The organism is Ralstonia sp. PBBBR1 (assembly GCF_002256165.1).
Classification (GTDB): Bacteria; Pseudomonadota; Gammaproteobacteria; order Burkholderiales; family Burkholderiaceae; genus Ralstonia; species Ralstonia thomasii.
Genome location: NZ_NKIL01000005.1, coordinates 151,625 through 178,067 on the forward strand (window position 1 = coordinate 151,625; position 26,443 = coordinate 178,067).

Consider the following 26,443-nt stretch of genomic DNA (forward strand, 5'->3'; position numbering starts at 1 on the left):
TTGAACCTCAGGCGTCGAGCCGGTAACCCACGCCATAGACGGAATGGATCATCTCGGTGCCCGGGCTCACCTGCTCCATCTTGCGGCGCAGATTCTTGATGTGCGTATCGACCGTGCGGTCGGTCACGATGCGGTGGTCGTCGTAGATCTGCTCGAGCAGATTCGAGCGTGAGAGGATGCGGCCCGGTGCGCCCGCAAGCGCGGCCAGCAGGCGAAATTCCACCGGCGTGAGGTCGAGGCGCTGGCCGCGCAGCGTGGCGGCATAGGCAGCAGCATCGATGTGCAACGCGCTCTCCGGCACGCCGCCACCGCGCTGTACGCGCCGCAGGATGGTCTTGATGCGCGCCACCAGTTCGCGCGGGCTGAAGGGCTTGCAGACGTAGTCGTCGGCGCCCAGCTCAAGGCCGAGCAGGCGGTCGATTTCTTCCACGCGCGCCGTCACCATGACGATGGGCACCTCGCTGAAGGCGCGCACCTCCCGGCAGATCTCCAGGCCGTCCTTGCCGGGCAGCATGAGGTCGAGCAGCACGAGTTCGGGTGCCGTCTCGCGAATGCGCTGCGCTGCGTGCGTGCCATCGGCCAGCCACTCGGTCTCGTAGTGGGCGGCGCGCAGATAGTCGGTCATCAATGCGGCCAGCTTGGGTTCGTCTTCAATGATCAGAATCATGGTCGGCTAGCGGGTCAAGCACATCAAGAACAGGCAGGCGGATGGCGATCCACAGCCCGCCCAAAGGCGAATGTCTGGCTTCAATGGTGCCGCCGTGTGCGGCGACGATGGTCTGGCACAGGCTCAGGCCGAGGCCCGCGCCGCCTTGTGCCCGGCTGCGCGACGCATCCACCCGGAAGAGGCGGTCGAAGATGCGCGGCAGCATTGCCTCGGGCACCCCCGGCGCGCTGTCCTGCACGTCGATCTGCTGCCAGTCATCTTCCTGATGGACATGCACGCGCAGCGTGCCGCCGGCATCGGTATAGCGCAGGGTGTTTTCCAGCAGGTTCTGCATGACCTGCCGCAGGCGCTGCGCATCGCCTTTGACCATCGTGGCATGCGACGGCGCTGCCGACACATCCAGCTGCAGCGCGATGCCCTTTTCCATCAGGCGTGGCGTGAAGCCTTGCACGGCGCCGCACACGGTATCGGCCAGGTCGAGCGGCTCCATGTGGAAAGCAAGCGCCCCCACATCGGCCAGCGAGAGTTCGTACAAGTCGTCGATGAGCTTGCTGAGCGTCGACACCTCGGCCTGCAATGACGCGAGCGAGGTGGCCGTCAACGGGCGCACGCCGTCTTCCAGTGCTTCCAGTTCGCCGCGCAGCACGGCCAGGGGCGTGCGCAGCTCGTGCGAGATATCGGCCGTGAGCTGACGGCGCATCTTCTGGTTGGCCTCCAGCGACGCGGCAAGGTGGTTGAAATCCGCCGCGAGCCCGCCAAGTTCATCGCGCGAATGCACGTCGACACGAGTGGCGTAGTCGCCGTCGGCCATGCGGCGCGCGGCATCCGTCAGCCGGCGCATCGGGGCCAGCAGACCGCGTGCGAGCAGCACCGCCATGAACGCCGCCAGCAGGACCGACAGCCCCGCGATGATCCACGTGGCGCGCAACTGCTGCACCTGGAATGCCTGGTCGGCGCCTTCGGGCACCCGTACGCGCGGCGGCATGGCCAGCCAGCCGACGGTCTGGCCGTTGTGGTGCAGTTCCTGCCATCGCGCGTTTGGGCCCAGCGGCAGCCCGTCGCCAATGATGACGTTGCGCTGGGCATCAAACAGCCAGATCGGCGAGTGCGGCATCGGCGGCTCGTCGGCCGGGTGCGGCGGCATGCTGCCTGCGGGAGGCGGGCCGGGCGGCGGCGGCATGTCTCTGTCCATGCCACGGTCGGCGCCGGGTGGGAGCGGCTCGAAGCGATGGCCCGGTGGCAGGTCGAAGCGGTCGCCGCCCATGCCGTTGGCGCGGGCCCGGCCGCCTTCGCGGCGCAGCAGGCGGAACCACGCCATGCGATCGTCGCGCAGGAAATCCCAGCCGCCGTGCTGCGTGTAGGCGGCCTCCACGCTTTGCGCGAGCACGGTCATGCGCTCGGATTCGCGCGCGTTCACGTAGTCGAGAAAGTTGGCGTCAAACCGCCAGCGCACCGCCGTGCCCATGGCGAGCGCAACAACGATGCTCAGCATGAACAACGCAACGAACAGCTTGGGGGTGATACCGAAAGACGGTCGCATGGATCAGTCAGGGGCGGTCGGGCGCCGTTGGCGGTCGCGATTCCCGCGCTGCCCGGCTGCCGGCATGGCGTGATCTTACCGGGCGCATTGCCGCAGAAAGCCGCAGAAAGCCGCAGCATACCAACCGCCTGTGGGCAAAAAATGAGCGAAATGCGAAGAAAGCGTATGCTGCGGCCACGCTGCACACCCACAGATTCGCGTATTCCCCTCACAAGGAACCGCCTTTGCCCAACCGGCCGGCCAACCTCGCGTTTTCAATGCATCGCTGCGCCATGCGCGGTGTGGAAGCCGTCGCCGCAGATTCCGGTCACACCTTCCCGCGCCACACGCATGGCCAGTTTGGCATCGGCATCGTTGATCGCGGGGCGCAGAAATCATTCAGCGGACGCGGCACCGTAGAAGCCGGCGCGGGTGACGTCATCACCGTCAATCCGCTTGAAGTGCACGATGGCACACCCATCGGCGATGCCGGGCGCGCGTGGCGCATGCTTTACCTCGACCCGGGCGTGGTCGCCGACTTGGCGACGGATCTGCACCCCGGCCACGACGGCGACGCTGAGTTTGACCGCCCGGTCATCCGCGACTCCAATCTCGCACCGCGCGTCCGTCTCCTGTTTGCGCAGATGACGATGCCCGCCACCCGAAACGACTCGCTGCTGCGCGAGCAACTGCTCCTGTCCGTACTGGCAGACGCGCTGCATGCCGCAAACCGACCGGCCAACCACCACATCGACGCAGTCCCCGATGCCATCCGGCTCGCCCGCACCCGCATCGATGATGACCCGGCCGCGGCCATCTCCCTGCTCGACCTCGCGCACGAGACCGGCCTGAGCCGCTTCCAGGTATTGCGCGGCTTTGCCCGCGTCACGGGCCTCACGCCCCACGCCTATCAGGTGCAGCGTCGCGTGGCCCTGGCGCGTCGGCTGATCGCCCAAGGCCAGCCGTTGGCGGAAGTGGCGGCCGCCTGCGGCTTTGCCGATCAAAGCCACATGACGCGCCAGTTCGTGCGCAAGTACGGCGTATCGCCGGGCATGGTGGCGGCGGCGCGCTAGCCGCATCTGTCGCCCCCTCCCCCGCTGCAATTTCGTTCAAGACGCACGCATCGCGTGGGCCCATCCTGCGGCTTCCACACACGCGGGATGCGATATGTCAAAACTGTCCAATCGACTCGAAGGCTGCCTCTACCTTGCGCTGGCGATGGTGCTGGTGGGCAGCACCGTGGCCGCCAGCAAGATCATCGCGGCGGGCTTGCCGCCCTTTACGGCGACAGCGTTGCGCTTTGCGATGGCGCTGCCGATGTTCCTCGTCATCATGCGCATGACCCGCACGCGCTGGCCCGTGCTTGCACGCCGCGATTGGGTACTGCTCTTCCTGCAGGCAGCCGCCGGCAGCGTGGGCTATACGACGCTGCTCATTTCGGGCCTGCGGCACACGTCAGCGGCAGATGCAGGCGTCATCGTCGGCACGCTGCCGGTCATGTCGGCGCTCATCGCGATCGTGCTGCTGGGCGAACGACCCGGCCGCGCGGTGCTGGGGGCGATTGGGCTGGCCACCGCCGGCGTGTTGGCCATCGCCCTGCAGCCGCGCGGCGACGCGACACATCCGCTGCTCGGCAACCTGCTGGTGATGGGCGCCGTGGTGTGCGAGGGGCTCTTCATCCTGCTCAACAAGCGGCTGCGCACGCCGGTGCCGCCGCTTGCGCTGTCGGCATTGATGAGTGCGTTCGGTTTGCTGACGGCGCTGGTGCCCGCGCTGTGGGAAGCGCCTTGGCAGTTGCACGCATCGGTGCAGACAACGCACGCGCTGATGGCGGTGGCCTACTACGCCATCGTGCCGACAGTCGGTGGTTTCATGCTCTGGTATGCCGGGGCTGCGCGCGTCAGCGGTGCGGAGGCATCGCTGTTCACCGCGCTGGCACCCGTGGCAGCCGTGCTGTTCGCAGCAACGCTGCTCGGCGAGGCCGTCAGCACGCGTCAGGTAGGCGGCATTGCGTGCGTGCTGGCAGGTGTGCTCAGCCTTGGTTTGGCGCGCGCACCAAGGCCGCTTTCATCGACGACGTCTTAGGCTTCCGCCTCGGGTGCCGTCACATCTTCCATGCGCTCGATGCGCACGCGCACGATGCGGCGGCTGCCGGCTTCGAGGATCTGGAAACGCAGATCGTGGCGCACCAGCGTGTCGCCCACTTCAGGCAGGCGGTCCCATTGGTTGAAGAGATAGCCGCCCAGGCTCGTGGCGCCGCCGCCTTCGTCGAGCAGCCACTCGACGTGCAGCACGTCTTCGAGCTGGCGCAGGTCCGCCTCGCCGGCGACTTCCCAGCAGCCATCGCTGACTTCCACTACGCCAAGGCGTTCGTCTTCATCGGGGAATTCACCCGCAATGGCTTCGAGCACGTCGATGGGCGTCACCACACCTTGCACCACGTCCAGCGGATCGGTCACCACCAGCATGCGCCCGCGCGCACGCTTGAGCTGATCCATCAGGCGCAGGATGCCGATGTTGTCGGACACCTTGAGCGCGGGCTTCACGCTGCGGTCCACGTCGATGGAGCCGCGCGTGTCGAGATCGCCCATCAGGTCTTTGGCGCGCGCCACGCCCAGCAGGTCATCCAGCCCGCCGCGGCACACCGGAAACTGGTTGTGCGGCACCGCCAGCAGCAACTTGCGCGTGACGGCCACGTCGGCATCCAGATCCACCCACGAAATATCGTGGCGCGGCGTCATGATCGAGCGCACCGAGCGCTCGGCCAGGTCGAGCACGCCGCTGACCATGCTCCGCTCTTCCGGACGGAACACGGTCTCGGGCACGGACTGGCCAGCCGCGTGCGAAACCGCTTCGTGCGATTCGGACTCCGCCGGCGCGCCACGGCGGTCGCCCAGCAGGCTCAGCACCGCATCGGCGGTGCGCTCGCGCAGTGGGCGGCGGCGCTCGTAGCGCACGGTATTGCGCTGGGCCATCTGGTTGAAGAACTCGATCAGGATCGAGAAACCGATGGCCGCATACAGATAGCCCTTGGGAATATGAAAGCCCAGGCCCTCGGCCACCAGCGAGAAGCCGATCATCAGCAGGAAGCTCAGGCACAGCACCACCACCGTGCGATGCGCGTTGACGAACTCCGTCAGCGGGCGCGAGGCAAACAGCATGGCGCCCATGGCGACCACCACGGCCGCCATCATCACCGGCAGGTCGTTGACCATGCCCACGGCAGTGATGACGGAGTCGATGGAGAACACCGCATCGAGAATCACCACCTGCACAATGACATTCCAGAACTTGCCGTGGCCGCTGCCATGGCTTTCGTCTTGCGGTTGGCCGTCCAGGCGTTCGTGCAGTTCGGACGTGGCCTTGAACAGCAGGAAGAAGCCGCCCAGCAGCAGGATGATCGATCGGCCCGACAGATCGACCGGCCCAAGCGTGAGCAACGGCCTGGTGAGCCCGATCAGCCAAGACATGGCGGCCAGCAGCACCATGCGCATCAGCAAGGCCAGCCCCAGCCCGATCACGCGGGCGCGGTCGCGCAGCGCCGGCGGCAGCTTGTTGACCAGGATGGCGATGAAAACGAGGTTGTCGATGCCGAGAACGATCTCGAGCACCACCAGGGTAAACAGGCCAATCCAGACGGACGGGTCAGCAAGCCAGGTCATAGCGGGAAGTAGAAGACAGCAGAAAGACGATCCGCCGATGATAACCGCAGCGCAAGCACGGCTTTGCGCGAATCCGTCGCAAGGTGTTGCAACAAACGGGCCGCAGGGCTTGGATTGCGAGGCTTAGCGCTGTGCGACGCGGCTGCCGCCTTGGCTGCCGGATTGCGTCGCCCGCACGGGGCGATAGCCGTCGGTGAGCGACTTGAGAAACGCAACGATGTCGCGCACGTCGGCCTCGGACAGCACAGGCTTGTCGCCGGGCTTGCCCCCGAACGGCGGCTCCATGTTGACGTTGGCGCGGTATTGGGCCGGCAGATCGTCGAACTTGTCGACCGTGCCGTCAGCCTTGCGCGGGTACCACTTCTGCGGCTGCGTGTCGCGCTGGGCGTAGAAGCGCACCGCGTCTTCCAGCGAGTGGATGGCGCCGTTGTGGAAGAAGGTCTTGCGCAGCGCCACGTTGCGCAGCGACGGCGTGCGGAAGCGGCCGCAATAGTCCGTGCGGTCTTTGAGATCGGTCCGGTCGGGGCCGCACAGGCCCAGGTCGAAGAACTTCGGATCCGCATTGGCGGCCAGCGAGCGATTGCGTGGCACCCCCACGGCGATGTGACCGAAATCGGTGAAGGCCGGGAACGCCCCGTCCTGCTTGATGGCGCTCACGTGGCACGACGCGCAGTTGCCCTTGGCCGGATCGGCAAACGCCTTCAGCCCGCGCAACTCCTGCGGCGACAGCTTCACCTGCTTGCGCAAGAACGCGTCGTACTTGCTGTCATACGGATAGAACTCGGACGGTGTTTCCTGGAAGACCTCGAGCACCATCAGTGCCGCGCGGAAGGCGGTGTCTTCGTTGTCGAGGATGTCGTTGCCGAACACCTGGCGGAACGTCTGCGCGTGGCGGCCATTGCGCAGCTTGGCCACGACGCTGGCCTGCGTGCCGTTGGCCATCTCGTGCCCCGACAGCAGCGGGATGCGCGCCTGGTCGTGCGTGGACGACACGCGGCCATCCCACGTGTAGCCGCCGGTCGGGCCCTGGTCTTCCGAGTCGTTGCCGTCGCTCTCGTAAAAGTGTTCGGAGAACGGCGGCACCTTCTGCAGATAGCGCAGCGATGGTGCTGCGCGCACGCCCGTCTTGTTCATGCCCGTGCCGCCAAGCTGGACCGACAGATCGTTCGGTGGGCCATAGGCATGTGTCGGGCTATGGCAGCTGGCGCAGGCCTGCTTGCCCGAGGCAGACAGGGCAGGATCGAAGAACAGCGCCTTGCCAAGCGCCGCCATTGCAGGCACCGACGGGCGGCGCGTAGCCATCATCGTGTAGAAGGCTTTCTCGTAGGCAGGGGCCGCTGCGGGCTTTACGCCCGCCGCCGTCGATGGCGCCACCGCTGCTGGTGCCGAAGCCGCCACGGTTGCGGCATGGGCCGCAGGATCGCCCCGCCCGCACCCGCACAACACGACGACCACGCCGGCAAGCGCCGATACGGCGATCACGCGAAACGTTGCAGCGCGCAGCACACGGGACATTTTCGACAGGCGGGATTTTGCGAACCTTGCAACTTAGCACGGCGGCCATGACACTTTGATGTCGTCAAACGTCTGTCACGTCAGCCCTTGGAGATGACCCGTGGTGGCAAATGTCTTCAAACGATCGGTGGTACCCCTGCTCATCCTGACGATGGTCATCACGCTCAACTGGGGCGAAATCAGCTCCACGCCAGCGTTCTCATCATCAACTTGTCACACACGAAGCACAGACTCCGGCTCGCTTTCGTCCCCCACACAACAATCCAGGGAAATCATGAGCCGAGCGCTTCGTCTTTTGCCGCTGACCGCGTTGGTTGCTGCCAGCATGTCTGCCTGTGGTGGCAGTGATTCGAACAGCAGTGCCTCCGCGTCCACCTCTGGCGTGGTGACCGGCAGCTACTTCGAACATGCCAAAGTTTGTATCGACGCCAACAACAACGGCAAGTGCGATTCGGGTGAAGCCAGCACCTATACCGATGCCAACGGCGCGTACTCGCTGTCGGGCACGGGCGCCATCACCGTGGAAATCGGCACGGACGCTTTCCGCAACGACCCGGACAAGGGCACGCATACGGCCATCACGCAGCCGCTGGTGTTCCGCGCACCGGCCGGTGCCAATGCTGTTGTCAGCGCCATCTCGACCGAACTGGCGGTGCTGATGGACAGCAACGGCGGTGACATCAACGCTGCCAAGACGGCACTGGCCGCTCGCCTTGGCGTGACGATCGACAAGCTGCTGGAAGACCACAACAAGGAAACCGACGCTGACACCAAAACTGCGCTGCAGGCTGAGATCGACCAGGCCATCGATCTGATCGCTGACGCCGTTGCCAATGGTGGCGACATCGACAAGCGCCTGCACGACGGGGTGACCAAGCGCATGGCGCTGGCAAACAACGTCAAAACGATCGTGGTCATCTACGCAGAAAACCGCGGTTTCGACAACCTGTACGGCCTGTTCCCGGGCGCCAACGGCATCCCCGGTGTGAACCCGACCTCGACGGGCACTGCCGTTGCGCAGAAAGACTTCGACGGCTCCGTGCTGCCGACGCTGCCGCCCACCTGGGGTGGCGTGACCGCCGCCGGCCAAAGCGTGCAGATCACGCAGGCTTCCACCGCCAACATGCCGAACCAGATGTTCCAGATCGACAGCCCGTCGGGCTTCGGCAGCACGGGCACGGTGGTCGGCCAGAACGTCATCACGCGTGACCTCTGGCACCGCTTCTATCAGAACCAGATGCAGATCAACGGCGGCAAGAACGACAAGTTCGCCGCCTTTGCCGATGCCGGCGGCCTGACCATGGGCTACTACGACGGCAGCAAGATGGCCATGTGGAACATCGCCAAGCAATACACGCTGGCGGACAACTTCTTCATGGGCGCCTTCGGCGGTTCGTTCCTGAACCACCAGTACCTGGTCTGCGCGTGCGCACCGATCTACCCGAACGCAAAGGCGTCGCCGGCGGTCAACAGCATTGCCAACGTCAAGACGAATGCAGACGGCAGCCCGACGCTCATCCCGGCTGCAAGCTCGGTGATGGCCGGTGCCCCGACCTCATACGCAGGCGCTGGCGACGATGGCAATCCCACGAAGGACGGCAGCCTGACGCCGGTCGACAGCAACGGCAACTCGTACGCCGTCAACACGATGCAGCCGCCGTACCAGCCCTCGGGCAACGCCGTAGCCAGCGGCAACGCAGCCTATGCTGATCCGACCAAGGCGTCGACGATGCCGAAGCAGTCGACCACCAACATCGGTGACCTGCTGACCGCCCGTGGCGTGGACTGGGCCTGGTACGCCGGCGCCTGGAACGCGGCCATCGCCGACGCTCCGAACACCACGCGCAGCGTGATCTACAGCGGCGCGATCCAGTTCCAGCCGCACCACCAGCCGTTCAACTACTTCAGCCGCTTCGACCCGGCCACGACCACCGGCGCCGCCGAGCGTGCGGCCCACCTGCGCGACTACGACGCCGCCTTCCTGCAAGACGCAGCCGCAGGCAAGCTGCCCGCCGTCACGTTCTACAAGCCGCAAGGCAACCTGAACCAGCACCCGGGCTACGCCAATGTGGCTGACGGCGACGCGCACATCGCCAACGTGATCGCCCAGCTGCAGAAGAGCCCGCAGTGGAAGAACATGGTGATCGTCGTGACGTATGACGAAAACGGTGGCTTCTACGACCACGCCACGGTGCCGAAGGCCGACCGCTGGGGCCCGGGCACGCGTATCCCGGCGATCATCATCTCGCCGTTCGCCAAGAAGGGTTTCGTTGACCACACCCAGTACGACACGGCTTCGGTCCTGCGCCTGATCACGCACCGCTTCGACCTGCCGACGCTGCCGGGTATCAAGCAACGTGACGACGCGCTCGTCTCCAACGGCAACAAGCCGATGGGCGACCTGACCAACGCGCTGGATTTCACGCAGGCTCAATAACGCTGCAACGCAGTCATCGTGAAAAAGGCGGCCGGAGCAATCCGGGCCGCCTTTTTCTTCACCCGCTATTTGCCCTTCTTCTTGCCGGCGGGCTTTTCGCTTTCCAGCGTCTCCAGCCGCATCCCGACCTTGAGCGTCACCTGCCAATGCGCGATCTTGCCGTCGACGAGATGGCCACGCGTTTCCAGGACTTCAAACCAATCCAGATGGTTGAGCGTTTCGCTTGCCCGTGCGATGGCATTGCGTACCGCCGCATCGCTGGACTCGGGAGAAGAGCCGACCAGCTCGATCAACTTGTAGGTATGGGAACCCATATTGCCTCCTTATTGGCATGGTTGGAACGTCGGCAGGGGTGCCTGCAAGGCGCGATGTGCATGTGGTTGGTTCGATGCGCGCGGCATGGCACTTACCAGAATGGCACCTGTCCCCCCGCCTTGATAGCCCGGATTTACACGGGCCTAAAATTTTGGCGGTTAATTGCGTTTACAAATCTGACAAATATCGTCAACGGACCGACGCGTGACGTCAAACCCGCGCGCATGTCGAGCGCCCCACTGCAGTTGATGTGCCACTTTTCGGGCGGCCACTCGGCATGTCCGCGCCCAACGGGGCTGGTACGGAACCTGCGTTGGAGTGCCTATCCGTTTCCCCCGAAGAGGAGGCGCCATGCGCCACCCCGAACAACAAGCACTCGCCTCATACCCGCCGCTGTCGGCCGTGCCGCCCTCACCGGCCACGCAAGAAACCGCACGGCTGATCGCTGAGACCATCCCCTTCAATCTCGAGCGCGGCGGCCGGACCATCGAAGCCACCTATTCAACCCGCAACGGCATCGTGACCGTCAAATACCGGGGCAAGACACTGTCCACGTATTCGCCGCAGAGTGACAACGCCGACTACAAGGCGGTGGCTCGCCAACTGCTCAGCGTCATGCTGACCATCTGAGCGGCGTCGCCCCTTCCATCAATGCCGGGCCTTGGCCGTGCTTTGGGCACGGCGGCCAAATTCGGCTCGCAGAGCATCCTTGGCACGTTCCAGAATCCGGCGACGCCCGCCGCTGAGGTTGTGCCCCGCCCGATTGATATAGAACGTCAGCATTGACATGGCCGACTGGAATGCCGTCCCCTTGCGCCGCCGGCTATGCTCGGCCGATGCCTTGAGCGACGCCGCAATCCGCGCGGGGCTGCGCGACTTGAAGATATCGGGTTCGATGTCCAGCGCGTCGCTGGTCTCCATGACGTGGCGCGACCAACGGTGGTTCTTCGGCTTGGCCGTCGATCTGGGCGGCGCCGGCTTTGACCGGGCGTTGTGCGTGGCCATGATGAAATCTCCTGTAATGATGTGCCAGCAGTTTCGCAAGCCGCGTACCCGCGCGGGCGGCTACAAGGGGGCGACTTCCGCTACGATGACGGACGCTTCACGCCTCCTTTCCGCCTCCTTCATTGATCGCCGGATACCGGCGCACATCCAACGTGTCTGGCGACGCCGGTCTTTCCCCCGCTTCCTCTTCCGCATCTGCGCAAACGCTGTCGCATGCGCCGTTTTCCTATCCCGCGTTCAGGCTGTTCTGGTTCGCCAGGCTGTCCACCACCTTCGCGTATCAGATGTTCGGGGTGGCCGTCGGCTGGCAGATCTACGACCTGACGCGCAGTGCCTACGTGCTCGGGCTGGTCGGGCTGGCGCAGTTCCTGCCCTCGGTGGTGCTGGTGCTGGCCTCCGGCCATATTGCGGACCGCTACGACCGGCGGTACGTCGTGCGCGCCTGCCAGGCCATCGAAGCCCTGGTGGCGCTCGCGCTGGCCGTCATGGCAGCCAATGGGCACGCAGGCGTGCAGCCGATCTTCCTGTGCGTGGTGGTGATTGGCGCGATGCGAGCGTTCGAGACGCCGACGCTGCAAGCGCTGTTGCCGACGCTGGTGCCCCTGCAGGCATTGCCGCGCGCGGTGGCGCTGTCCAGTTCGGCCGGGCAGACCGGCGTGATCCTGGGACCGGCGCTGGGCGGCTTTCTCTACGTGGCAGGCGCGCCGGTGGTGTATGCCACGGCAGCAGGGCTGTTCTTGCTCGCGCACGTGTTGCTGGCGCTGGTACGGATGGAGCGGGCGGTGCCCGTCAGCACGCCGGTCAGCCTCGAATCGCTGTTCGCGGGTATTGCGTTCATCAAGGGGCGGCCGGTGGTGCTGGGCGCCATCTCGCTCGACCTGTTTGCGGTACTGCTGGGCGGCGCGACGGCGCTGCTGCCGATCTACGCGCGCGACATCCTTGGCACAGGCGCATGGGGGCTGGGGCTGCTGCGCTCGGCGCCGGCGGTGGGGGCGCTGGGCATGGCGCTTTTCCTGGCGCACCGTCCGCTGGATCGGCACGTCGGCGGGGTGATGTTTGCCGCCGTGGCGGTGTTCGGGCTGGCGACGCTGGTATTTGGGGTGTCGCACTGGCTGCCGCTGTCGATGCTGGCGCTGGTGCTGCTGGGGGCGTCCGACATGATCAGTGTGGTGATCCGCACTTCGCTGGTGCAGCTCGATACGCCCGATGCCATGCGCGGGCGCGTGAGCGCAGTCAATTCCGTGTTCGTGGGCGCGTCCAACCAGTTGGGCGAATTCGAATCGGGCATGCTGGCGGGGCTGCTTGGGCCGGTGGCCTCGGTGGTGATTGGCGGCCTCGGCACGCTGTTGGTGGTGGCAGCCTGGATGCGGCTGTTCCCGGCCCTGGCGCAACGCGACCGCATGCGCGATCCGCACCCGGCGGATGCCGGACACCCCTCTTCAGGGGGATAAACCCGCCAGACCGCGCCACTGCTGGCCTGAGCAAGAATCGGGCGCTGTCTTGCAAGCATGTCAGCGAAACCCCGATGGCATCGGTGGCGGCCAATTCGTATCCTGAGGCACCTTTGGCTGCTTTATTCTCCGCCCGGTATTGCGCCCGACTGTGACGTCCATCCTGCCCTCATCTTCCCGCCCGTCGGACGCGCGCGCTGCTGACCCTGCCCGGTTGCCGGACCCTGGGCCCTTCAGCAAGAGCGGGTTCAACGATGCCCCGGCCATTCGTCCATCGGCATGGCTGGTGGCGATGGGTGCGGCCGCCGTCGGCACGATTGGGCGGTTGCTGCTCGAATCGGCAATGGGCATCCATTTGCCGTTCTACCTGGCCTTTCCGGTGGTAACAATTGCCGCGTGGTATGGCGGCTTCTGGCCGGGGATGCTGGCCATCGTCTGCTATGCGGGGCTGTTCATCGCATTGGCTGCACTGCAAAGCTGGCCTGCCGCTGTGCCGCTCACGCCGATCCAGATGACGGTGTTTGGGGTGGGCGCACTGCTTATCTGCGCCTTGTGCGAGCAGTTGCGTCGTGCCCGCGCCGGGGCTGAACGGCGCGCGCGGGCCGAAACCCAGCAACGCCTGTCGCAGCAACGCCTGCTGGCCGCGCTGCAGGCTTCGCCCATTTCGCTCTACGACGTCGACAACACGATGCACTTCACGTGGGTGCACAACCCCGTGTTCGGCCTGCAGCCCGAGCAGTTGCTGGGACGAACGGTGCGCGAAGTGTTCGGCCGCCGCGCTGCATCGCGCCTGACCGAAGCCGGCCAGCGCGTCATCGCAACGGGCACGCCTACGCGCGTGGAGTTCGCGTTCCGGCGGCGCCACACGCAGCGCGTGGTCTACGACGTGGTGGTCATGCCGCTGCGCGACGACACCGGCGAGATCATCGGCCTGACGAACGCCGTGATCGATATCAGCGAACGCCGCCAGGCCGAGGCCCGCCGCACGCAGTTGCTCGAAGCCGAATCCCGCGCCCGCGAAGAGGCCGAGCGCGCCAGCCGCCTGAAAGACGACTTCCTGGCGACCGTCAGCCACGAGCTGCGCACGCCGCTCAATGCGGTGCTCGGCTGGGCGCAATTGCTGAACATGCGCGCGTACGACGAAGCGATGTTCAAGCGCGGTATTGAAGCCATCGAGCGCAGCGCCCGCACGCAGGTCCACCTCATCGACGACCTGCTCGACATGTCGGCCATCCTTTCGGGCAAGGTTCCACTGGAGATTGGCCCCGTAGATCTGGCCGACGTGCTGGAACGCGCGCGCGAGACCATCGAGCCGATGGCGCGCCAGAAGAACATCACCATCGAGACCGAATTCCTGCCCGTGCCGATGCTGCAAGGTGATGCCGGGCGCCTGAAGCAGGTGTTCTGGAACCTGCTGGCCAATGCCGTCAAGTTCACGCCCGAGGGCGGCCACATCCGGCTCTCGGTGCATCCGGCGCCCGAAGGCGTGGTCGCCACCGTGCGCGACACCGGCATCGGCATCGAGCCCACCTTCCTGCCGCATATTTTTGATCGGTTCCAGCAGGCGGACCTGTCCAGCACGCGTCGGCACGGCGGGCTCGGGCTGGGGTTGGCGATTGCCAAACAACTCGTCGAACTGCACCACGGCCGCATCACGGCAGCCAGCAGCGGTGCGGACCGTGGCACCACCATGGCCGTGTCGTTGCCGCTGCATGCCGCGCAGCCGGGCGAACAGGCCAACCGCACGCCGGGCCTCGTCGCGGGGACGGGCGTGCCGACACTGGACGGCATCCGCGTGCTGGCAGTGGATGACAACCCCGAGTCGCTCGGCGTGATCGCGCTGATGCTCGAGCGCTACGGGGCCGACGTTGTCACCGTATCCAGCGGGGCGGCCGCACTCGATGCGCTGGAACATGCAGTCGCCAACGCCTACCCGTTCGATGCGCTGGTCAGCGACCTCGCCATGCCGGGCATGGACGGCATGCAGTTAGTGCGGGCCGTGCGCGAACGCGGTTGGACCGACCTGCCCGCCATCGCAGTGACGGCATTTGCCGACCCGATCCGCCTGAAGGCGGCGAAGGAGGCCGGGTACCAATCCGTCATCACCAAGCCGATTTTCCCGGGCGAACTGGGCCACGTGCTGGCCGCCAATGTGCATCGCAAGACCGGGCCTGAAACGTTGGTGTGACACATCGGCAACCATGCCGTGACGGAATGGTTGACTGAACAAAAGTCATTGGCGCAAGTAGCGGCGCATCCGCATACTCATAGGTCTGTGCCGATCGGTGGGCATCTCTCCCCTAGCAGTTGCCAGCACCCGCTCACCCGATCGGCCAGCTTGCCCTTCCCATCAGCCGCGCTCGCGGTTGTCTGCTGCATCCATAAGAACGCCTGAACCTAGTTGCCCATCTGGGCTGCGCTGGCATTCCGGGCTCAGAGAGGAGACTGCATCGCCATGCCTATCCGTTCGCTTTCCATTCTGCTGTCTGCCGTTGCACTCGGGTTTTCCGCGCAGGCCGTTGCCAAGGATGCGCATACAGCTGCCGCCCAGACCATCGCCGTGCCCGGCCTGTCAAAGCCCGCCGACATCCTGATCGACCGCTGGGGCGTGCCGCACATCTATGCCAGGAGCGAAGACGACGGCTTTTTCGCGCAAGGCTTCAACGCCGCGCGAGACCGCCTGTTCCAGATCGACCTGTGGCGCCGCCGGGGCCTGGGTCAGCTTTCGGAAGTGTTCGGCCCGGCCTATGTGGAACAGGATCGCGCCACGCGGCTGTTCCTCTATCGCGGTGACATGCAGGTCGAATGGAACCACTACAGCCCCGATGCGCAGCGCATTGCCACGCGCTTCGTGGCCGGCATCAACGCGTATGTCGACTGGCTGGCCAAGCATCCGGAGCAGATGCCGTTCGAGTTCCGCAAGCTCAACTACGCGCCCGCGCATTGGGCACCGGAAGACGTGGTGCGCATCCGCAGCCACGGCCTGACGCGCAATCTACAATCGGAAGTTGCACGTGCCAACGTGGCCTGCAAGGCCAACCTTTCCGACGACACCGTCCGCTTCCGCCTGCAGCCCGCTTGGCAAACCCAGTTGCCCGAAGGCCTGGACCCATGCCTGCCGAAGGATCTGCTGAGGGTCTTCACGCTTGCCACGCAGGGCGCGCGCCTCACGCCCGAATCCCTCAAGGGCGTAGACGTCGACAGCACGCGCGTGGCAGCCGCTGCCAACCTTGAAGAGACCATGGAGGGCAGCAACAACTGGGTGATCGCGCCGGGCAAATCCACCACCGGCCGCGCCGTGATGGCCAACGACCCGCACCGCGCGTATTCGGCACCCAGCCTGCGCTACATCGCCCATGTCAGCACGCCCACGCTCGACATCATCGGCGCCGGCGAGCCCTCGCTGCCGGCCGTGTCGATCGGGCACAACGGGCACGTGGCGTTTGGCCTGACCATCTTCAACATCGACCAGGAAGACCTGTACGTCTACGAACTGAACCCGGCCAACAACGGCGAATACCGCTACAACGGCGGCTGGGAGCCCTTCATCGTGCTGCACGAAACCGTGAAGGTGCGCGGCGGTGAATCCCGCCCCGTCGACCTGACCTTCACGCGCCACGGCCCCGTCATCTACATCGATGCCGAGAAGCACCGCGCGTATGCCGTGCGCTCCGCGTGGCTGTCGCCGGGCATGTCACCCTATTTCGGCTCGGTCGGCTACATGCGCGCACGCACGTTCGCGCAGTTCAGGCAGTCCATGATGAACTGGGGTGCGCCTACGGAAAACCAGGTCTACGCAGACACGAAGGGCAACATCGGCTGGGTGCCGGGCGGCCTCGCCCCGATCCGCCCGAACTGGGACGGCCTGCTGCCAGTGCCCGGGGACGGCCGCTATGAATGGGCCGGCTTCTGGCGCGGCGATCAACTGCCCAGCAGCTACAACCCGAAGTCTGGCTATTTCACCTCGTCCAACGAGATGAACCTGCCGGCGGATTACCCGTACCGCGAACGCAAACTCGGCTTCGAGTGGACCAACGGCTCGCGCCACGCTCGCATTGACGAAGTGCTGGCCAGGCTCGACAAGGTGTCGATCGAAGATTCGATGCGCCTGCAGAACGACATGGTGTCGATCCCGGCGCGCAGGCTGACGGCCCTGCTGGCGCCGCTGTCGTCCGACGACGCCGACACGCAGGCTGCGCTCAATCTGTTCAAGGGCTGGAACGCGACCATGCTGGCGGATTCTCCGCAAGCCGCGCTGCATGAGGTCTGGTTCACGCATCACCTGGGCCGCGCATTCAAGAACGCCGTGCTTTCCAAGGCCAGCGCCGAAGCAATGGCCGCGCCCGACACCGATGTCATGCTCGACACGCTGGAGCACCCGCAAGGCAGCGAACGCAAATTCGGCGAAGACCCGCAGCAAGCCGCCGCCAAACGCGATGCCGTGCTGCTCGACAGCCTGAAGAATGCGTGGACCGACATGGTCAAGCGCCAGGGCCCGAACCCGCAAGCGTGGAACTGGGGCCAGCTGCATCACAACCTGAACGCCCATCCGTTCACCGCCATCGTCGACGAGGCAACGCGCGCCAAGCTCAACGTCGGCCCCACCCCCGAAGGCGGCAGCCCCTACACGCCGAATCAATCCACGTATCGCGCGAGCGATTTCCTGCAGACGAACGGCCCCTCGTTCCGCACGGTGGTGGACGTCGGCAAGTGGGACAACTCGCGCGCCGTCAACCTGCCCGGCCAGTCCGGCAACCCCGACAGCCCGCACTACCGCGACCTGGCACCGCTGTGGCTCAAGGGCAAGTACTTCCCGCTGCTGTATTCGCGCAAGGCGGTGGAAGCGGCGACCGAGTCGCGCGTGCATCTGGTGCCGGGGAAGTAAGCACACGATGCGCAAGAAAAAACGCCACCGCAAATACGCGGTGGCGTTTTTCTTTACCCAACAAGAACACAACTGGGCACCAACACAGGCACACGACGGTTTGGCCGCACCCTGCCCTAGATGGCGCCTTGAATTTCTGTTGCAGAGAGGAGAAAGGGCGCAGGCCTGTTTGAGCGAAGCGAGTTGCCTGCGCTCCCTCTCTGCGACATAAATTCAAGGAGGGGGTCGCCATCTCGGGCGCGCCTTTCTTTGCTTACTTTCTTTGGCAAGACAAAGAAAGTGAGTCAGCCCCGGCAGGGGATGAAATAAGGGACATACCAACAGCGCCTAATCAGCCTGAACTTGACCCAACGCCGCCCGCACCACCTCCGCCCGAGGAATCGGCGCCACAGCGCTATACCCCGTCGTAGAAATCGCAGCCGCCACATTGGCATACCGCGCCGCCTCTACCGGCGAATCTCCGGCAACAATCCGCGCCACAAACGCACCACCAAAACAATCCCCCGCGCCGGTCGCATCGACAGCATTGACCGTATGACGCGGCACCAGCGTACGGGACTCCGGTGTGGCCACATAGCAACCTTCCCCGCCCATCTTGAGCGCCACCAGCTTCACGCCCCAGCCGAGCAGCGTATCGACAATGCCGTCATGGTCATGGCAGTCGAGCAACACCGTCACGTCATCCCAACTCGGCAGGCACAGATCGCACGTTCGCATCGCTTCCTGCATCACGGCGCGGGCACGCGCCAGCGGCCACAGGCGCAAGCGCAGGTTGGTGTCGAACGAGACGAGCACACCCGCCGCCCGCGCATGGGCCATCGCCGCCAAACCGGCGTCGCATGCGGTATCGCTGATCGCCAGGCTGATCCCCGACAGGTGAAACGCCTTGGCCGCCGCTATCGCCTGCAACGGCAACTGCGCCGTCTGGAAGCGGCTCGCTGCGGAGCCCGCGCGCAGGTAGTCAAAGTGGTGACCACGCGCATCGTGCGAAACGAAGTACAGGCCCGTTGGCGCCTGCGTGTCGGTGTGCACGTAGGTGTGGTCCACGCCTTCGTCCTGCCACAGCCCGCGCAGCGCCTGGCCGAAGCGGTCGGCGCCCACCGCGCTGATGTAGCCCGTGCGTGCGCCCTGCCGTGCCGCGGCAATGCAGAAGTTCGACGTATCGCCGCCGAAGCCGAAATTCCACGACGTGCTGCCGGAATCCGCCTGGTTGAATTCGATCAACGCTTCGCCATAGGCGAGGATGTCTGCCATGGGCGGCCCCGCTCAGAAATAGGTCTGCACAACGTCGACCACGTTGTAGGCGTCGTCAACGACAGAAATCTGGCGCCACTTGTCGAAGGTGAGGCACGGGTGCGAGATGTCGAAGGCGATCATGTCGCCGACCTTGATGTCGTCGCCGGGGGCGATCTTCAGGTAGGCATGCTGGTCCATCATGCCGGTGACTTCCCAGTGCGCCGGCGTGGCCGACGGCGTCTTGTCGCCCGGGCGGAAATGCAGCACAGGCAGCGGCAGGCCGGCGTCGAATGCAGCATCACGTTTGCCCATTGCGATGATGGCGCGCTCAGCTTCCGGCACCGATTGCACATAGGCCCAAAGCTGGAGCGCCGGCAGCAGGCTCGAACGCATCTTGTGCGCGATCGGGTTGTTGGCGTCGATACGGGCCTGCGCCGCGCGGTAGATGCCCACGTCGTGCGTCAGGTAGCAGCCCGGGCGCAGCACCACATCCAACGGCTGGCCGATATTGGCCTTGGCGAACTCTTCGGCCACGACGTCGTACCAAGCCGAACCGGCACCGGTCAGCACGGCCGGCGTGCGTTGCAGGCGCCCGCCCTTTGCCAGATCACCCATCACCTTCACGGCGCGCTGCAGGAAGGTGCGGATATCCGCTTCTTCCTTGATCACACCTTCATAGACTTCGACGCCCGCGAGTTTGACGGCGCCATTGGCAAGCGTGAGCGCATCGAGCACCGATTGCGGTTGCGCATCGTCGCGCACGCCCGTGCGGCCGCCCTGCACGCCCAGTTCGATCAACACCTGGATCGGGCGCCCCGCCTTACCGAAGAAGGCAGCAAGCTGATCGACCTGATCCGCTGCATCCACCAGACAGAAAAACTCGAACGTCGGATCGGCCAGCAACTCGGCGAGGATCGCCATGTTGCGCTTGCCCACCAGCTGGTTGGCCATCAGCACGCGACGCACGCCGTGGGCGTACGCAATGCGCGTCTGGTGCGCCGTTGCCAGTGTGATGCCCCACGCACCGCCGGCCAACTGACGTTGGAACAGGCGCGGCGCCATCGTCGTCTTGCCATGCGGCGCGAGTTTGGCGCCGTATTCGCTCACGAAGCGCTGCATCCACGCCAGGTTGTGCTCCACGCGGGATTGCGAGAGCACCGCTGCGGGCAGGTTCAGGTCTTCGTTCAATACATTCCAGCGCTGGGCAGCGATCTGCTCCGGCGCGCATGCGGCTTCCAACGCACCCAAGCCCTTGTCGAGCGGGTTGACGACGGCGTTGGCGTCTCCTTGGTACTTTGTATCACTCATGGGAATCGACTCGTGTTCCTTTGGGGGTAAACATCGGGTTGACACAATGATAGTGGCGAAACTATTCTCCGGGCCAGCCTGTTACAAAGTACCAAAACACTCTCAAAGCCGCTATCCGGACGACTACCGGGGGCCAGAATGCGAGACCCTAAGCCCGACCCCATGCGTGAACCGATGGACATCGTGACCCGACTCTCCCAGCGTGCCGCTGAACTGCGCCCCGCCGAGCAGAAGGTCGCGCAGACCGTCCTGAGCGACATCGCGGAGGCCGCCGCCGGCAGCATCCAAACGCTTGCCGAACGCGCCGGCGTGAGTGAGGCTAGCGTCACCCGTTTTGCCAAGGCGATGGGCTGCCGTGACGTGCGCGAACTCAAGCTCAAGCTAGCGCAGGCAGCCGCAGTCGGCCAGCGCTTTCTGGATGGCGGCGCGGACCGCCCGCCGTCCAGCGCAGACGGCATCCTGGCCGACATCAGCAACGTGCTGGAAGCCAACCGCGCCCTGGTGCAGCCGGAGGCATTCCGCGCCGCGGCCGTCGCACTGGTGGCGGCGCGCATGATTGCCGTGTTCGGCATGGGCGGTGGCTCGACCACCATGGCCGACGAAATGCGCTACCGGCTGGCCCGCCTGGGACGGCCGGTCACCACCTATCATGATTCGATGCTGCAGCGGATGGTCGCGGCCACGCTCAGCCCGGACGATGTGGTGGTCGTGTTTTCCGTGACCGGCCACGTGCCGGAGGTCATCGACAGCGTGACCATCGCGCGCGAGTACGGCGCCAGGATCGTCGCCATCACGGCCATCGGCTCGCCGCTGGCGGCGCTGGCCGATGTCTTGCTGCCGATCCAGGCCATGGAAACCGATTTCATCTTCAAGCCGTCGTCATCGCGCTACGCCATGATGATGATGATCGACTTGCTGGCCACCGAAGTCGCACTGCAGCAAGCCGATCGCAGCAAGGAACTGTTACGGCGCATCAAGTACGTGCTCGATGCGCATCGCGGCGGCGGCAATCGTCAGCCGCTCGGAGATTGACATGCAGCAGTACGACACCGTCATCCGTCAGGTCCGCATTGTGGACGGCAGCGGCCACGACCCCGAGGCCACGCTGTTCGACGTCGCCATCACCGACGGCCGCATCGCCGCCATCGCCACATCGGACTCCACCGCCTGGCTGGGCGATGAGGAAATCGCTGGCGAAGGCCGCGTCCTCGCCCCCGGCTTCATCGACGTGCACACGCACGACGACACCAACGTGATCCGCACGCCCGACATGCTGTGCAAGGTGTCACAGGGCATTACGACGGTCATCGTCGGAAACTGCGGTATCAGCGCGTCGCCGGCCACGCTCAAGGGCGAGCCGCCCGATCCGATGAACCTGCTGGGGCCTACCAGCGCGTTTGCGTACCCGACCTTCGCATCGTACGTGGACGCCGTCGAGCGCGCGCAACCCGCTGTGAACGTTGCCGCGCTGGTCGGGCACACGGCACTGCGCAATAACCATCTGGACCGCCTCGACCGCCCCGCCACCGCTGGCGAGGTTGAAGGCATGCGCGCACAGTTGCGCGAGGCGCTCGACCACGGCGCGCTCGGCCTGTCGACCGGCCTGGCCTACGCCAACGCCTTTGCGTCGACCACCGAAGAAGTGATGGGCCTGGCGGAGCCGCTGGCCGAAGCTGGCGCGATCTACACGACGCATCTGCGTACAGAATTTGCGGCGATTCTCGATGCGATGGACGAGGCGTACCGCGTCGGCAAGCATGCGCGCGTGCCGATCGTGATTTCCCACCTGAAGTGCGCAGGCGCTGCCAATTGGGGCCGCGCAGGCGAGGTACTGGAATCCATCGAAGGCGCGCAGCGCTATCAGCCGGTGGGCTGCGACTGCTATCCGTACACCGCAAGCTCGTCCACGCTGGACCTCAAGCAGGTAACGGACGAGTTCGACATCTTCATCACGTGGTCGGAGCCGGAGCCGGGCATGGCCGGACAGACGCTCAAGGAGATTGCCGCCGCGTGGGGCACCGACCTGATGGACGCCGCGCGCCGCCTGCAGCCGGCGGGCGCCGTGTACCACAACATGTCGGCGCAGGATCTGGACCGCATCATCACCCACCCCGCCACGGTGATTGGCTCCGACGGCCTGCCGAACGATCCGAAGCCGCATCCGCGCCTGTGGGGCGCCTTTCCGCGCGTGCTCGGGTACTACAGCCGCGAGCGCAAGCTCCTCTCGCTCTCGGCCGCCATCCGCAAGATGACGGGCCAGTCCGCCGAGCGTTTCGGCCTGACCGAGCGGGGCCTGGTGCGCGAAGGCTACTGGGCCGATCTCGTGCTGTTCGACCCCGAAACGGTGCGCGATGTCGCCACCTTTACCGACCCGCAGCAACCGGCGGCGGGCATTGCGGCGGTGTGGGTCAACGGCCATCTGTCATATCAGCACGGCGCGGTGCAGCCGCATCGGGCAGGCCGCTTCCTCAAGCGTGGGCCCCGTGCGCAGGCAGCTGTGACCGCGGAAATTCACTGAGATCAGAGTTTTGTTTGAAAGCTTGAAAGAAGGAACGTAGCGATGACGATTACCCGAATTGGCGTTGAAGGCGGCACCGGCACCGGTGGCCAGCACCTCCCCTTTGCCCGCGCAGCCGGCGCAGACGGCTGGCTGTTCGTTTCGGGCCAGACGCCCATGGTGAACGGCGAGGTGGTCGGCAACGGCATCGTCGAGCAATCGCACCAGACCATCAAGAACGTGCTGTCCATCCTGGCCGAAGCGGGCTACGGGCCGGAGCACGTCGTGCGCTGCGGCGTGTGGCTGGATGATCCGCGCGACTTCCAGTCGTTCAACAAGGTGTTCAAGGAGTACTTTGGTGCCAACCCGCCCGCGCGCGCCTGCGTGGTGTCGAGCATGGTCATCGACTGCAAGGTCGAAGTCGATTGCGTGGCCTACAAGAAGCCGTAATCCGCATTTTCATAAAGGCGCCCTGCACGACGGAGCGCCCAGACAACAAGAGCCGTGAATATCCCTGAGGAGGAAACCCGATGGTCCCGATGCAAGGCAACTCGCTGTTGCTGACCGCCGCGCTGGCGGTGGTCGCACTGATCTACCTGATTGCTGTCCAGAAACTGAACCCGTTCGTTACGCTGATCGTCGTCTCGCTTGTGCTGGGCGTGGTGGTTGGCATGCCGATGGGCAATATCGTCAAGGCGTTCGAAACCGGGGTGGGCGGCACGCTCGGCCACATTGCCCTGGTGGTCGGCCTCGGGACGATGCTCGGTAAGATGATGGCGGAATCAGGGGGTGCCGAGCGCATCGCCAAAACGCTCATCAGTGCCTTTGGCGAGAAGAACGCGCACTGGGCCATGATGGTCGTGGCGTTCATCATCGGCTTGCCGGTGTTCTTCGAAGTCGGCTTCGTGCTGCTGATCCCGATTGCCTTCAACGTGGCCAAGCGCACGGGCACGCCGATCCTGCTGGTGGGCCTGCCGATGGTGGCCGGTCTGTCGGTGGTGCATGGCCTGATCCCCCCGCACCCGGCCGCGCTGCTGGCCGTGACGGCTTACCAGGCCGACATCGGCAAGACGATCATGTATGCGCTGATCGTCGGCCTGCCGACTGCCATCCTGGCCGGTCCGCTGTGGGCGATGCTGGTCTCGCGCTACGTCAAGCCGGACGAAAACAACCCGCTGGCCGCCCAATTTGTTGAAGCCGACCAGAAGCGCGAGCTGCCGGGCTTTGGCGTGACGCTGTTCACGATCCTGCTGCCGGTGGTGCTGATGCTGATCGGCAGCTGGGCCGACCTGATCGTCGCGCCCAAGACGCTGGCAAACGACATCCTGAAGCTGGCCGGCAACTCCGTGATGGCCCTGCTGATTGCCGCCATCGTGAGCTTCTACACGTTCGGCAAGGCACGCGGCTTCAACCGCGAGACCATCCTCAAGTTCACCAACGAGTGTCTGGCACCGATCGCCACGATCACGCTGGTGGTGGGTGCGGGCGGCGGCTTCGGCCAGATCCTGCGTGATTCGGGCGTGTCGAAGGCCATCGTGGCCGTCGCCACCGATGCACATCTGTCGCCGCTGCTGCTGGGCTGGGTGGTGGCCGTGCTGATCCGTATCGCTACGGGTTCGGCCACGGTGGCCATGACGACCGCCTGCGGTATCGTCGCCCCGATCGCCGCCGCCTCGGGCGCCGCCGTCAAGCCGGAGCTGATGGTGCTGGCCACCGGCGCGGGGTCGCTAATCCTGTCGCACGTGAACGACGGTGGCTTCTGGCTGGTGAAGGAGTACTTCAACCTGACCGTGCCGCAAACCTTCAAGACGTGGACGGTGCTGGAAACCATCATCTCGATCGTCGCGCTGCTGCTCACGCTGGCGCTGGCGACCGTCGTTTAAGCTTGTTCCGTTGATGTTGATCTAGGAGAACGTTGTGGGTATCGATTCCGTCGTCAAGGCCGGCCCGGTCATCCCGGTGCTGCAGTTCCAATCTGTCGATGAAGGCGTCAAGGTGTGCCGCGCGCTGTACGAGGGCGGTATCCGCACGTTCGAGATCACGATGCGCACGCCGGTAGCGCTGGACGTGATCCGGGCCGTGGTGAAGGACCTGGGCAGCGACGCCATCGTCGGTGCCGGCACGCTCACGCGGCCGGAGCATTTCCAGCAGGCGAAGGATGCCGGTGCGGTGTTTGCGGTATCGCCGGGCATTACGCCCATGCTGGCCGCGGCACAGGGGAAGACTGAACTGGACTGGCTGCCCGGCATCGCCACGCCGTCCGAGCTGATCCTGGCGCTGGAGTTCGGCCTGACGACGCTCAAGTTCTTCCCGGCCGAAGCGGCTGGCGGCATCCCGATGCTCAAGTCGATCTACGGGCCGTTCGGCGATGTGCGTTTCTGCCCGACCGGCGGCATCACGCCGCAAAGCGCGCCCGACTACCTCGCGCTGCCCAACGTGGTGTGTGTGGGCGGCTCATGGATGGTGCCCAAGGACAAGGTCGCTGCCGGCGACTGGGCAGGCATCACGGCGCTCGCCAAGGAAGCGGCCGCGCTCAAGCGGTAACCAGCGTCACCTCTCTCGCGCGGCCGGCTGGTCGTCAGACAAAGCTGACCGCGCGCTCCATCTGCTCCCGATATTGAACGATATCTTCAATGGTCAGCACCGGCAGGTTGTGCTGATCGGCGAAGCGCACCGCGTCGTCACGGCGCGCCATGGTACCGTCGGGCAGCATCAATTCGCATAGCACTGCGGCCGGCGGCAAGCCTGCCAGACGTGCCAGGTCGACCGAGCCTTCGGTGTGACCGCGGCGAGTGAGCACGCCACCCTCCTTTGCCACCAGCGGGAATACGTGCCCCGGGCTGACAACCGATTGCGTATCGGCATCCGGCGCGATGGCCGCGCGGATGGTCGTGATACGGTCCGCCGCCGATACGCCGGTGCTCACGCCGGTGCGGGCTTCGATCGACACCGTGAACGCCGTGCCGTACTGGCTGCGGTTGTCTTCCACCATCGGACGCAAGCCGAGCGACGCGCTCTTCTCCGCCGTCAGGCACAGGCAGACGATGCCGCTGCATTCCCGAATCAGCATGGCCATGCTGGCCTGCGTGAGCTTGTCGGCGGCGACGATGAGGTCAGCCTCGTTTTCGCGATCGGCATCGTCGAGCACGACAACGGGCACGCCAAGCCGAACTGCATCGAGCGCGGCGGCCATGCGCGCAGGCATGTCGGCCGGATCGAAGCGGGCTTCGATGGCATCAAAGGCCACATTCGCGGCAAGCAATGCGGGGGGGTGAACTGCAGGGGATTGCTGAGTGGACAACATGGAAACGCTCCTCGCAAGATTGGCGACAAGACGTTCCAGGGCAAGCAGACAAACACGCGCGAGCCGTGCAGCGGCGCAGCCCGGCACAAAGCCAGGCGTGCTCCTGTAGCACGAGCGTGTTGTTCCGCACATCTTCTTCCATCCGGACTCTGACCGTCGGCCCCGGCATTTCACCGGATCTGCTGACCCCTGCATGCAGGCGCATGCAAGGCGCTCGCGGGCTCACGGACACACGGTCCGCATACCGCCGGTGGGGAATTTCACCCCGCCCTGAAGACGTACTGAACCGGCAGGATCGCCGGCAAGCGCAATGCTACCGCAACAAGTTGCAACGATTCGACCCTACTGACGGGTCGGGCAAAGCGCCATCCCGCGCTCTGTCACCGAGCCAGCATGGCATGCAGCAGCACATCGGCGCCGCGCATCTTCGGCTTCGTTGTGGCTCAGACCATTGACGCACGGGATGAAGATCGTCGCCGTCGGGCCATGCTTGGCAATGTGGATGGCGTAATCGTTGTCGAGCTGGGCTTTGTTCATGCGCGCTACAGGTCAGGGGCAAGACATTTGGCCAGGCTAACCATCCGCTAACCCTGCATCGACTAGAATCCAAGCCTTTCCGACCGTGCTCGCTATCGCCGCCCC

The 26,443-nt window shown here is 65.3% G+C and carries 21 protein-coding genes, 1 pseudogene and 1 riboswitch; of the genes and pseudogenes, 12 read left to right on the top strand and 10 right to left on the bottom strand.

What is annotated here, in order from left to right; genetic code table 11:
* Positions 1–7 precede the first annotated feature (7 nt).
* Both CFE42_RS09390 and CFE42_RS09395 read right to left on the bottom strand, forming a co-directional pair.
* Positions 8–667 carry a response regulator gene (locus tag CFE42_RS09390; RefSeq protein WP_004627453.1) on the bottom strand — a complete coding sequence of 220 codons (660 nt, stop codon included), beginning with the start codon at positions 665–667 and terminating at the stop codon, positions 8–10.
* Complete coding sequence (locus CFE42_RS09395) at positions 651–2,207, bottom strand: ATP-binding protein (RefSeq protein ID WP_004627455.1); 1,557 nt, start codon at positions 2,205–2,207, stop codon at positions 651–653. The genes CFE42_RS09390 and CFE42_RS09395 overlap by 17 nt, the downstream gene beginning before the upstream one ends.
* Before the next feature lie 272 nt (positions 2,208–2,479).
* Here CFE42_RS09395 and CFE42_RS09400 point away from each other — a divergent pair, with 272 nt between their 5' ends.
* Both CFE42_RS09400 and CFE42_RS09405 read left to right on the top strand, forming a co-directional pair.
* A complete protein-coding gene (locus tag CFE42_RS09400) occupies positions 2,480–3,259 on the top strand; it encodes an AraC family transcriptional regulator (RefSeq protein WP_004627456.1) in 780 nt (259 codons plus the stop codon).
* Positions 3,260–3,353: 94 nt separating this feature from the next.
* The gene (locus CFE42_RS09405) at positions 3,354–4,271 is read left to right on the top strand and encodes a DMT family transporter (RefSeq protein WP_004627458.1); all 918 of its coding nucleotides are present in this window, start codon (positions 3,354–3,356) and stop codon (positions 4,269–4,271) included.
* Here the strand turns inward: CFE42_RS09405 and CFE42_RS09410 are convergent.
* Together CFE42_RS09410 and CFE42_RS09415 are read right to left on the bottom strand one after the other, a co-directional pair.
* A complete protein-coding gene (locus CFE42_RS09410) occupies positions 4,268–5,848 on the bottom strand; it encodes a TerC family protein (RefSeq protein ID WP_004627460.1) in 1,581 nt (526 codons plus the stop codon). The two genes, CFE42_RS09405 and CFE42_RS09410, sit on opposite strands and share 4 nt — an antisense overlap.
* A gap of 123 nt (positions 5,849–5,971) precedes the next feature.
* Positions 5,972–7,363, bottom strand: coding sequence for a cytochrome-c peroxidase (locus CFE42_RS09415; protein WP_004627462.1), 1,392 nt, complete (start codon positions 7,361–7,363; stop codon positions 5,972–5,974).
* Between the two features lie 274 nt (positions 7,364–7,637).
* Here CFE42_RS09415 and acpA point away from each other — a divergent pair, with 274 nt between their 5' ends.
* Positions 7,638–9,800 (top strand): acid phosphatase, encoded by a 2,163-nt coding sequence (gene acpA / locus CFE42_RS09420; RefSeq protein ID WP_004627464.1) that lies wholly within the window; start codon positions 7,638–7,640, stop codon positions 9,798–9,800.
* A 65-nt stretch (positions 9,801–9,865) separates the two neighbouring features.
* On the opposite strand, the gene CFE42_RS09425 is transcribed toward acpA, so the two are convergent.
* Positions 9,866–10,114, bottom strand: a complete 249-nt coding sequence (locus CFE42_RS09425; protein ID WP_004627468.1) for a dodecin — start codon at positions 10,112–10,114, stop codon at positions 9,866–9,868.
* Positions 10,115–10,466: 352 nt separating this feature from the next.
* Here CFE42_RS09425 and CFE42_RS09430 point away from each other — a divergent pair, with 352 nt between their 5' ends.
* Positions 10,467–10,745 (top strand): hypothetical protein, encoded by a 279-nt coding sequence (locus CFE42_RS09430; protein WP_004627470.1) that lies wholly within the window; start codon positions 10,467–10,469, stop codon positions 10,743–10,745.
* An 18-nt stretch (positions 10,746–10,763) separates the two neighbouring features.
* On the opposite strand, the gene CFE42_RS09435 is transcribed toward CFE42_RS09430, so the two are convergent.
* Positions 10,764–11,120 (bottom strand): DUF3175 domain-containing protein, encoded by a 357-nt coding sequence (locus tag CFE42_RS09435; RefSeq protein ID WP_004627471.1) that lies wholly within the window; start codon positions 11,118–11,120, stop codon positions 10,764–10,766.
* Positions 11,121–11,272: 152 nt separating this feature from the next.
* On the opposite strand from CFE42_RS09435, the gene CFE42_RS09440 reads away from it, so the two are divergent.
* From CFE42_RS09440 to CFE42_RS09450, 3 genes are all read left to right on the top strand, one after another.
* On the top strand, positions 11,273–12,571 hold the full coding sequence (locus CFE42_RS09440; RefSeq protein ID WP_004627473.1) for an MFS transporter: 1,299 nt from the start codon (positions 11,273–11,275) through the stop codon (positions 12,569–12,571).
* A 139-nt stretch (positions 12,572–12,710) separates the two neighbouring features.
* Positions 12,711–14,759 carry an ATP-binding protein gene (locus CFE42_RS09445; protein ID WP_024542573.1) on the top strand — a complete coding sequence of 683 codons (2,049 nt, stop codon included), beginning with the start codon at positions 12,711–12,713 and terminating at the stop codon, positions 14,757–14,759.
* A 267-nt stretch (positions 14,760–15,026) separates the two neighbouring features.
* Positions 15,027–17,456: a penicillin acylase family protein gene (locus CFE42_RS09450; protein ID WP_004627477.1), complete on the top strand. Its 2,430-nt coding sequence runs from the start codon at positions 15,027–15,029 to the stop codon at positions 17,454–17,456.
* Between the two features lie 327 nt (positions 17,457–17,783).
* Here CFE42_RS09450 and CFE42_RS09455 read toward each other — a convergent pair whose 3' ends face one another.
* Together CFE42_RS09455 and CFE42_RS09460 are read right to left on the bottom strand one after the other, a co-directional pair.
* Positions 17,784–18,710 carry a sugar kinase gene (locus CFE42_RS09455; RefSeq protein WP_004627480.1) on the bottom strand — a complete coding sequence of 309 codons (927 nt, stop codon included), beginning with the start codon at positions 18,708–18,710 and terminating at the stop codon, positions 17,784–17,786.
* 12 nt (positions 18,711–18,722) lie between these two features.
* Complete coding sequence (locus tag CFE42_RS09460; protein WP_004627481.1) at positions 18,723–20,000, bottom strand: amino acid deaminase; 1,278 nt, start codon at positions 19,998–20,000, stop codon at positions 18,723–18,725.
* A gap of 162 nt (positions 20,001–20,162) precedes the next feature.
* On the opposite strand from CFE42_RS09460, the gene CFE42_RS09465 reads away from it, so the two are divergent.
* The 5 genes from CFE42_RS09465 (at position 20,163) to CFE42_RS09485 (ending at position 25,041) form a co-directional block, all read left to right on the top strand.
* Complete coding sequence (locus CFE42_RS09465; protein WP_024542574.1) at positions 20,163–21,032, top strand: MurR/RpiR family transcriptional regulator; 870 nt, start codon at positions 20,163–20,165, stop codon at positions 21,030–21,032.
* Position 21,033: 1 nt separating this feature from the next.
* Positions 21,034–22,518: an amidohydrolase family protein gene (locus tag CFE42_RS09470; RefSeq protein WP_004627485.1), complete on the top strand. Its 1,485-nt coding sequence runs from the start codon at positions 21,034–21,036 to the stop codon at positions 22,516–22,518.
* A 42-nt stretch (positions 22,519–22,560) separates the two neighbouring features.
* Positions 22,561–22,947 carry a RidA family protein gene (locus CFE42_RS09475; protein ID WP_004627486.1) on the top strand — a complete coding sequence of 129 codons (387 nt, stop codon included), beginning with the start codon at positions 22,561–22,563 and terminating at the stop codon, positions 22,945–22,947.
* Positions 22,948–23,027: 80 nt separating this feature from the next.
* The gene (locus tag CFE42_RS09480; protein ID WP_004627488.1) at positions 23,028–24,380 is read left to right on the top strand and encodes a gluconate:H+ symporter; all 1,353 of its coding nucleotides are present in this window, start codon (positions 23,028–23,030) and stop codon (positions 24,378–24,380) included.
* 34 nt (positions 24,381–24,414) lie between these two features.
* Positions 24,415–25,041 carry a bifunctional 4-hydroxy-2-oxoglutarate aldolase/2-dehydro-3-deoxy-phosphogluconate aldolase gene (locus CFE42_RS09485; protein WP_004627491.1) on the top strand — a complete coding sequence of 209 codons (627 nt, stop codon included), beginning with the start codon at positions 24,415–24,417 and terminating at the stop codon, positions 25,039–25,041.
* Positions 25,042–25,075: 34 nt separating this feature from the next.
* Here CFE42_RS09485 and ribB read toward each other — a convergent pair whose 3' ends face one another.
* Both ribB and CFE42_RS09495 read right to left on the bottom strand, forming a co-directional pair.
* The gene (ribB, locus tag CFE42_RS09490) at positions 25,076–25,801 is read right to left on the bottom strand and encodes a 3,4-dihydroxy-2-butanone-4-phosphate synthase (protein WP_004627492.1); all 726 of its coding nucleotides are present in this window, start codon (positions 25,799–25,801) and stop codon (positions 25,076–25,078) included.
* Between the two features lie 126 nt (positions 25,802–25,927).
* Positions 25,928–26,083, bottom strand: a riboswitch (FMN riboswitch).
* A 98-nt stretch (positions 26,084–26,181) separates the two neighbouring features.
* Positions 26,182–26,308, bottom strand: a pseudogene (locus CFE42_RS09495) (Zn-dependent hydrolase); the annotation flags it as partial.
* Positions 26,309–26,443 lie beyond the last annotated feature (135 nt).

Coding starts and splice junctions, on each gene's coding strand:
- CFE42_RS09465 (WP_024542574.1), top strand. CDS start 20,163: ATGCGTGAACCGATGGACATCGTGACCCGACTCTCCCAGCGTGCCGCT.
- CFE42_RS09410 (WP_004627460.1), bottom strand. CDS start 5,848: ATGACCTGGCTTGCTGACCCGTCCGTCTGGATTGGCCTGTTTACCCTG.
- CFE42_RS09405 (WP_004627458.1), top strand. CDS start 3,354: ATGTCAAAACTGTCCAATCGACTCGAAGGCTGCCTCTACCTTGCGCTG.
- CFE42_RS09475 (WP_004627486.1), top strand. CDS start 22,561: ATGACGATTACCCGAATTGGCGTTGAAGGCGGCACCGGCACCGGTGGC.
- CFE42_RS09455 (WP_004627480.1), bottom strand. CDS start 18,710: ATGGCAGACATCCTCGCCTATGGCGAAGCGTTGATCGAATTCAACCAG.
- CFE42_RS09480 (WP_004627488.1), top strand. CDS start 23,028: ATGGTCCCGATGCAAGGCAACTCGCTGTTGCTGACCGCCGCGCTGGCG.
- CFE42_RS09435 (WP_004627471.1), bottom strand. CDS start 11,120: ATGGCCACGCACAACGCCCGGTCAAAGCCGGCGCCGCCCAGATCGACG.
- CFE42_RS09425 (WP_004627468.1), bottom strand. CDS start 10,114: ATGGGTTCCCATACCTACAAGTTGATCGAGCTGGTCGGCTCTTCTCCC.
- CFE42_RS09415 (WP_004627462.1), bottom strand. CDS start 7,363: ATGTCCCGTGTGCTGCGCGCTGCAACGTTTCGCGTGATCGCCGTATCG.
- CFE42_RS09470 (WP_004627485.1), top strand. CDS start 21,034: ATGCAGCAGTACGACACCGTCATCCGTCAGGTCCGCATTGTGGACGGC.
- CFE42_RS09430 (WP_004627470.1), top strand. CDS start 10,467: ATGCGCCACCCCGAACAACAAGCACTCGCCTCATACCCGCCGCTGTCG.
- CFE42_RS09400 (WP_004627456.1), top strand. CDS start 2,480: ATGCGCGGTGTGGAAGCCGTCGCCGCAGATTCCGGTCACACCTTCCCG.
- CFE42_RS09395 (WP_004627455.1), bottom strand. CDS start 2,207: ATGCGACCGTCTTTCGGTATCACCCCCAAGCTGTTCGTTGCGTTGTTC.
- ribB (WP_004627492.1), bottom strand. CDS start 25,801: ATGTTGTCCACTCAGCAATCCCCTGCAGTTCACCCCCCCGCATTGCTT.
- acpA (WP_004627464.1), top strand. CDS start 7,638: ATGAGCCGAGCGCTTCGTCTTTTGCCGCTGACCGCGTTGGTTGCTGCC.
- CFE42_RS09390 (WP_004627453.1), bottom strand. CDS start 667: ATGATTCTGATCATTGAAGACGAACCCAAGCTGGCCGCATTGATGACC.
- CFE42_RS09460 (WP_004627481.1), bottom strand. CDS start 20,000: ATGAGTGATACAAAGTACCAAGGAGACGCCAACGCCGTCGTCAACCCG.
- CFE42_RS09450 (WP_004627477.1), top strand. CDS start 15,027: ATGCCTATCCGTTCGCTTTCCATTCTGCTGTCTGCCGTTGCACTCGGG.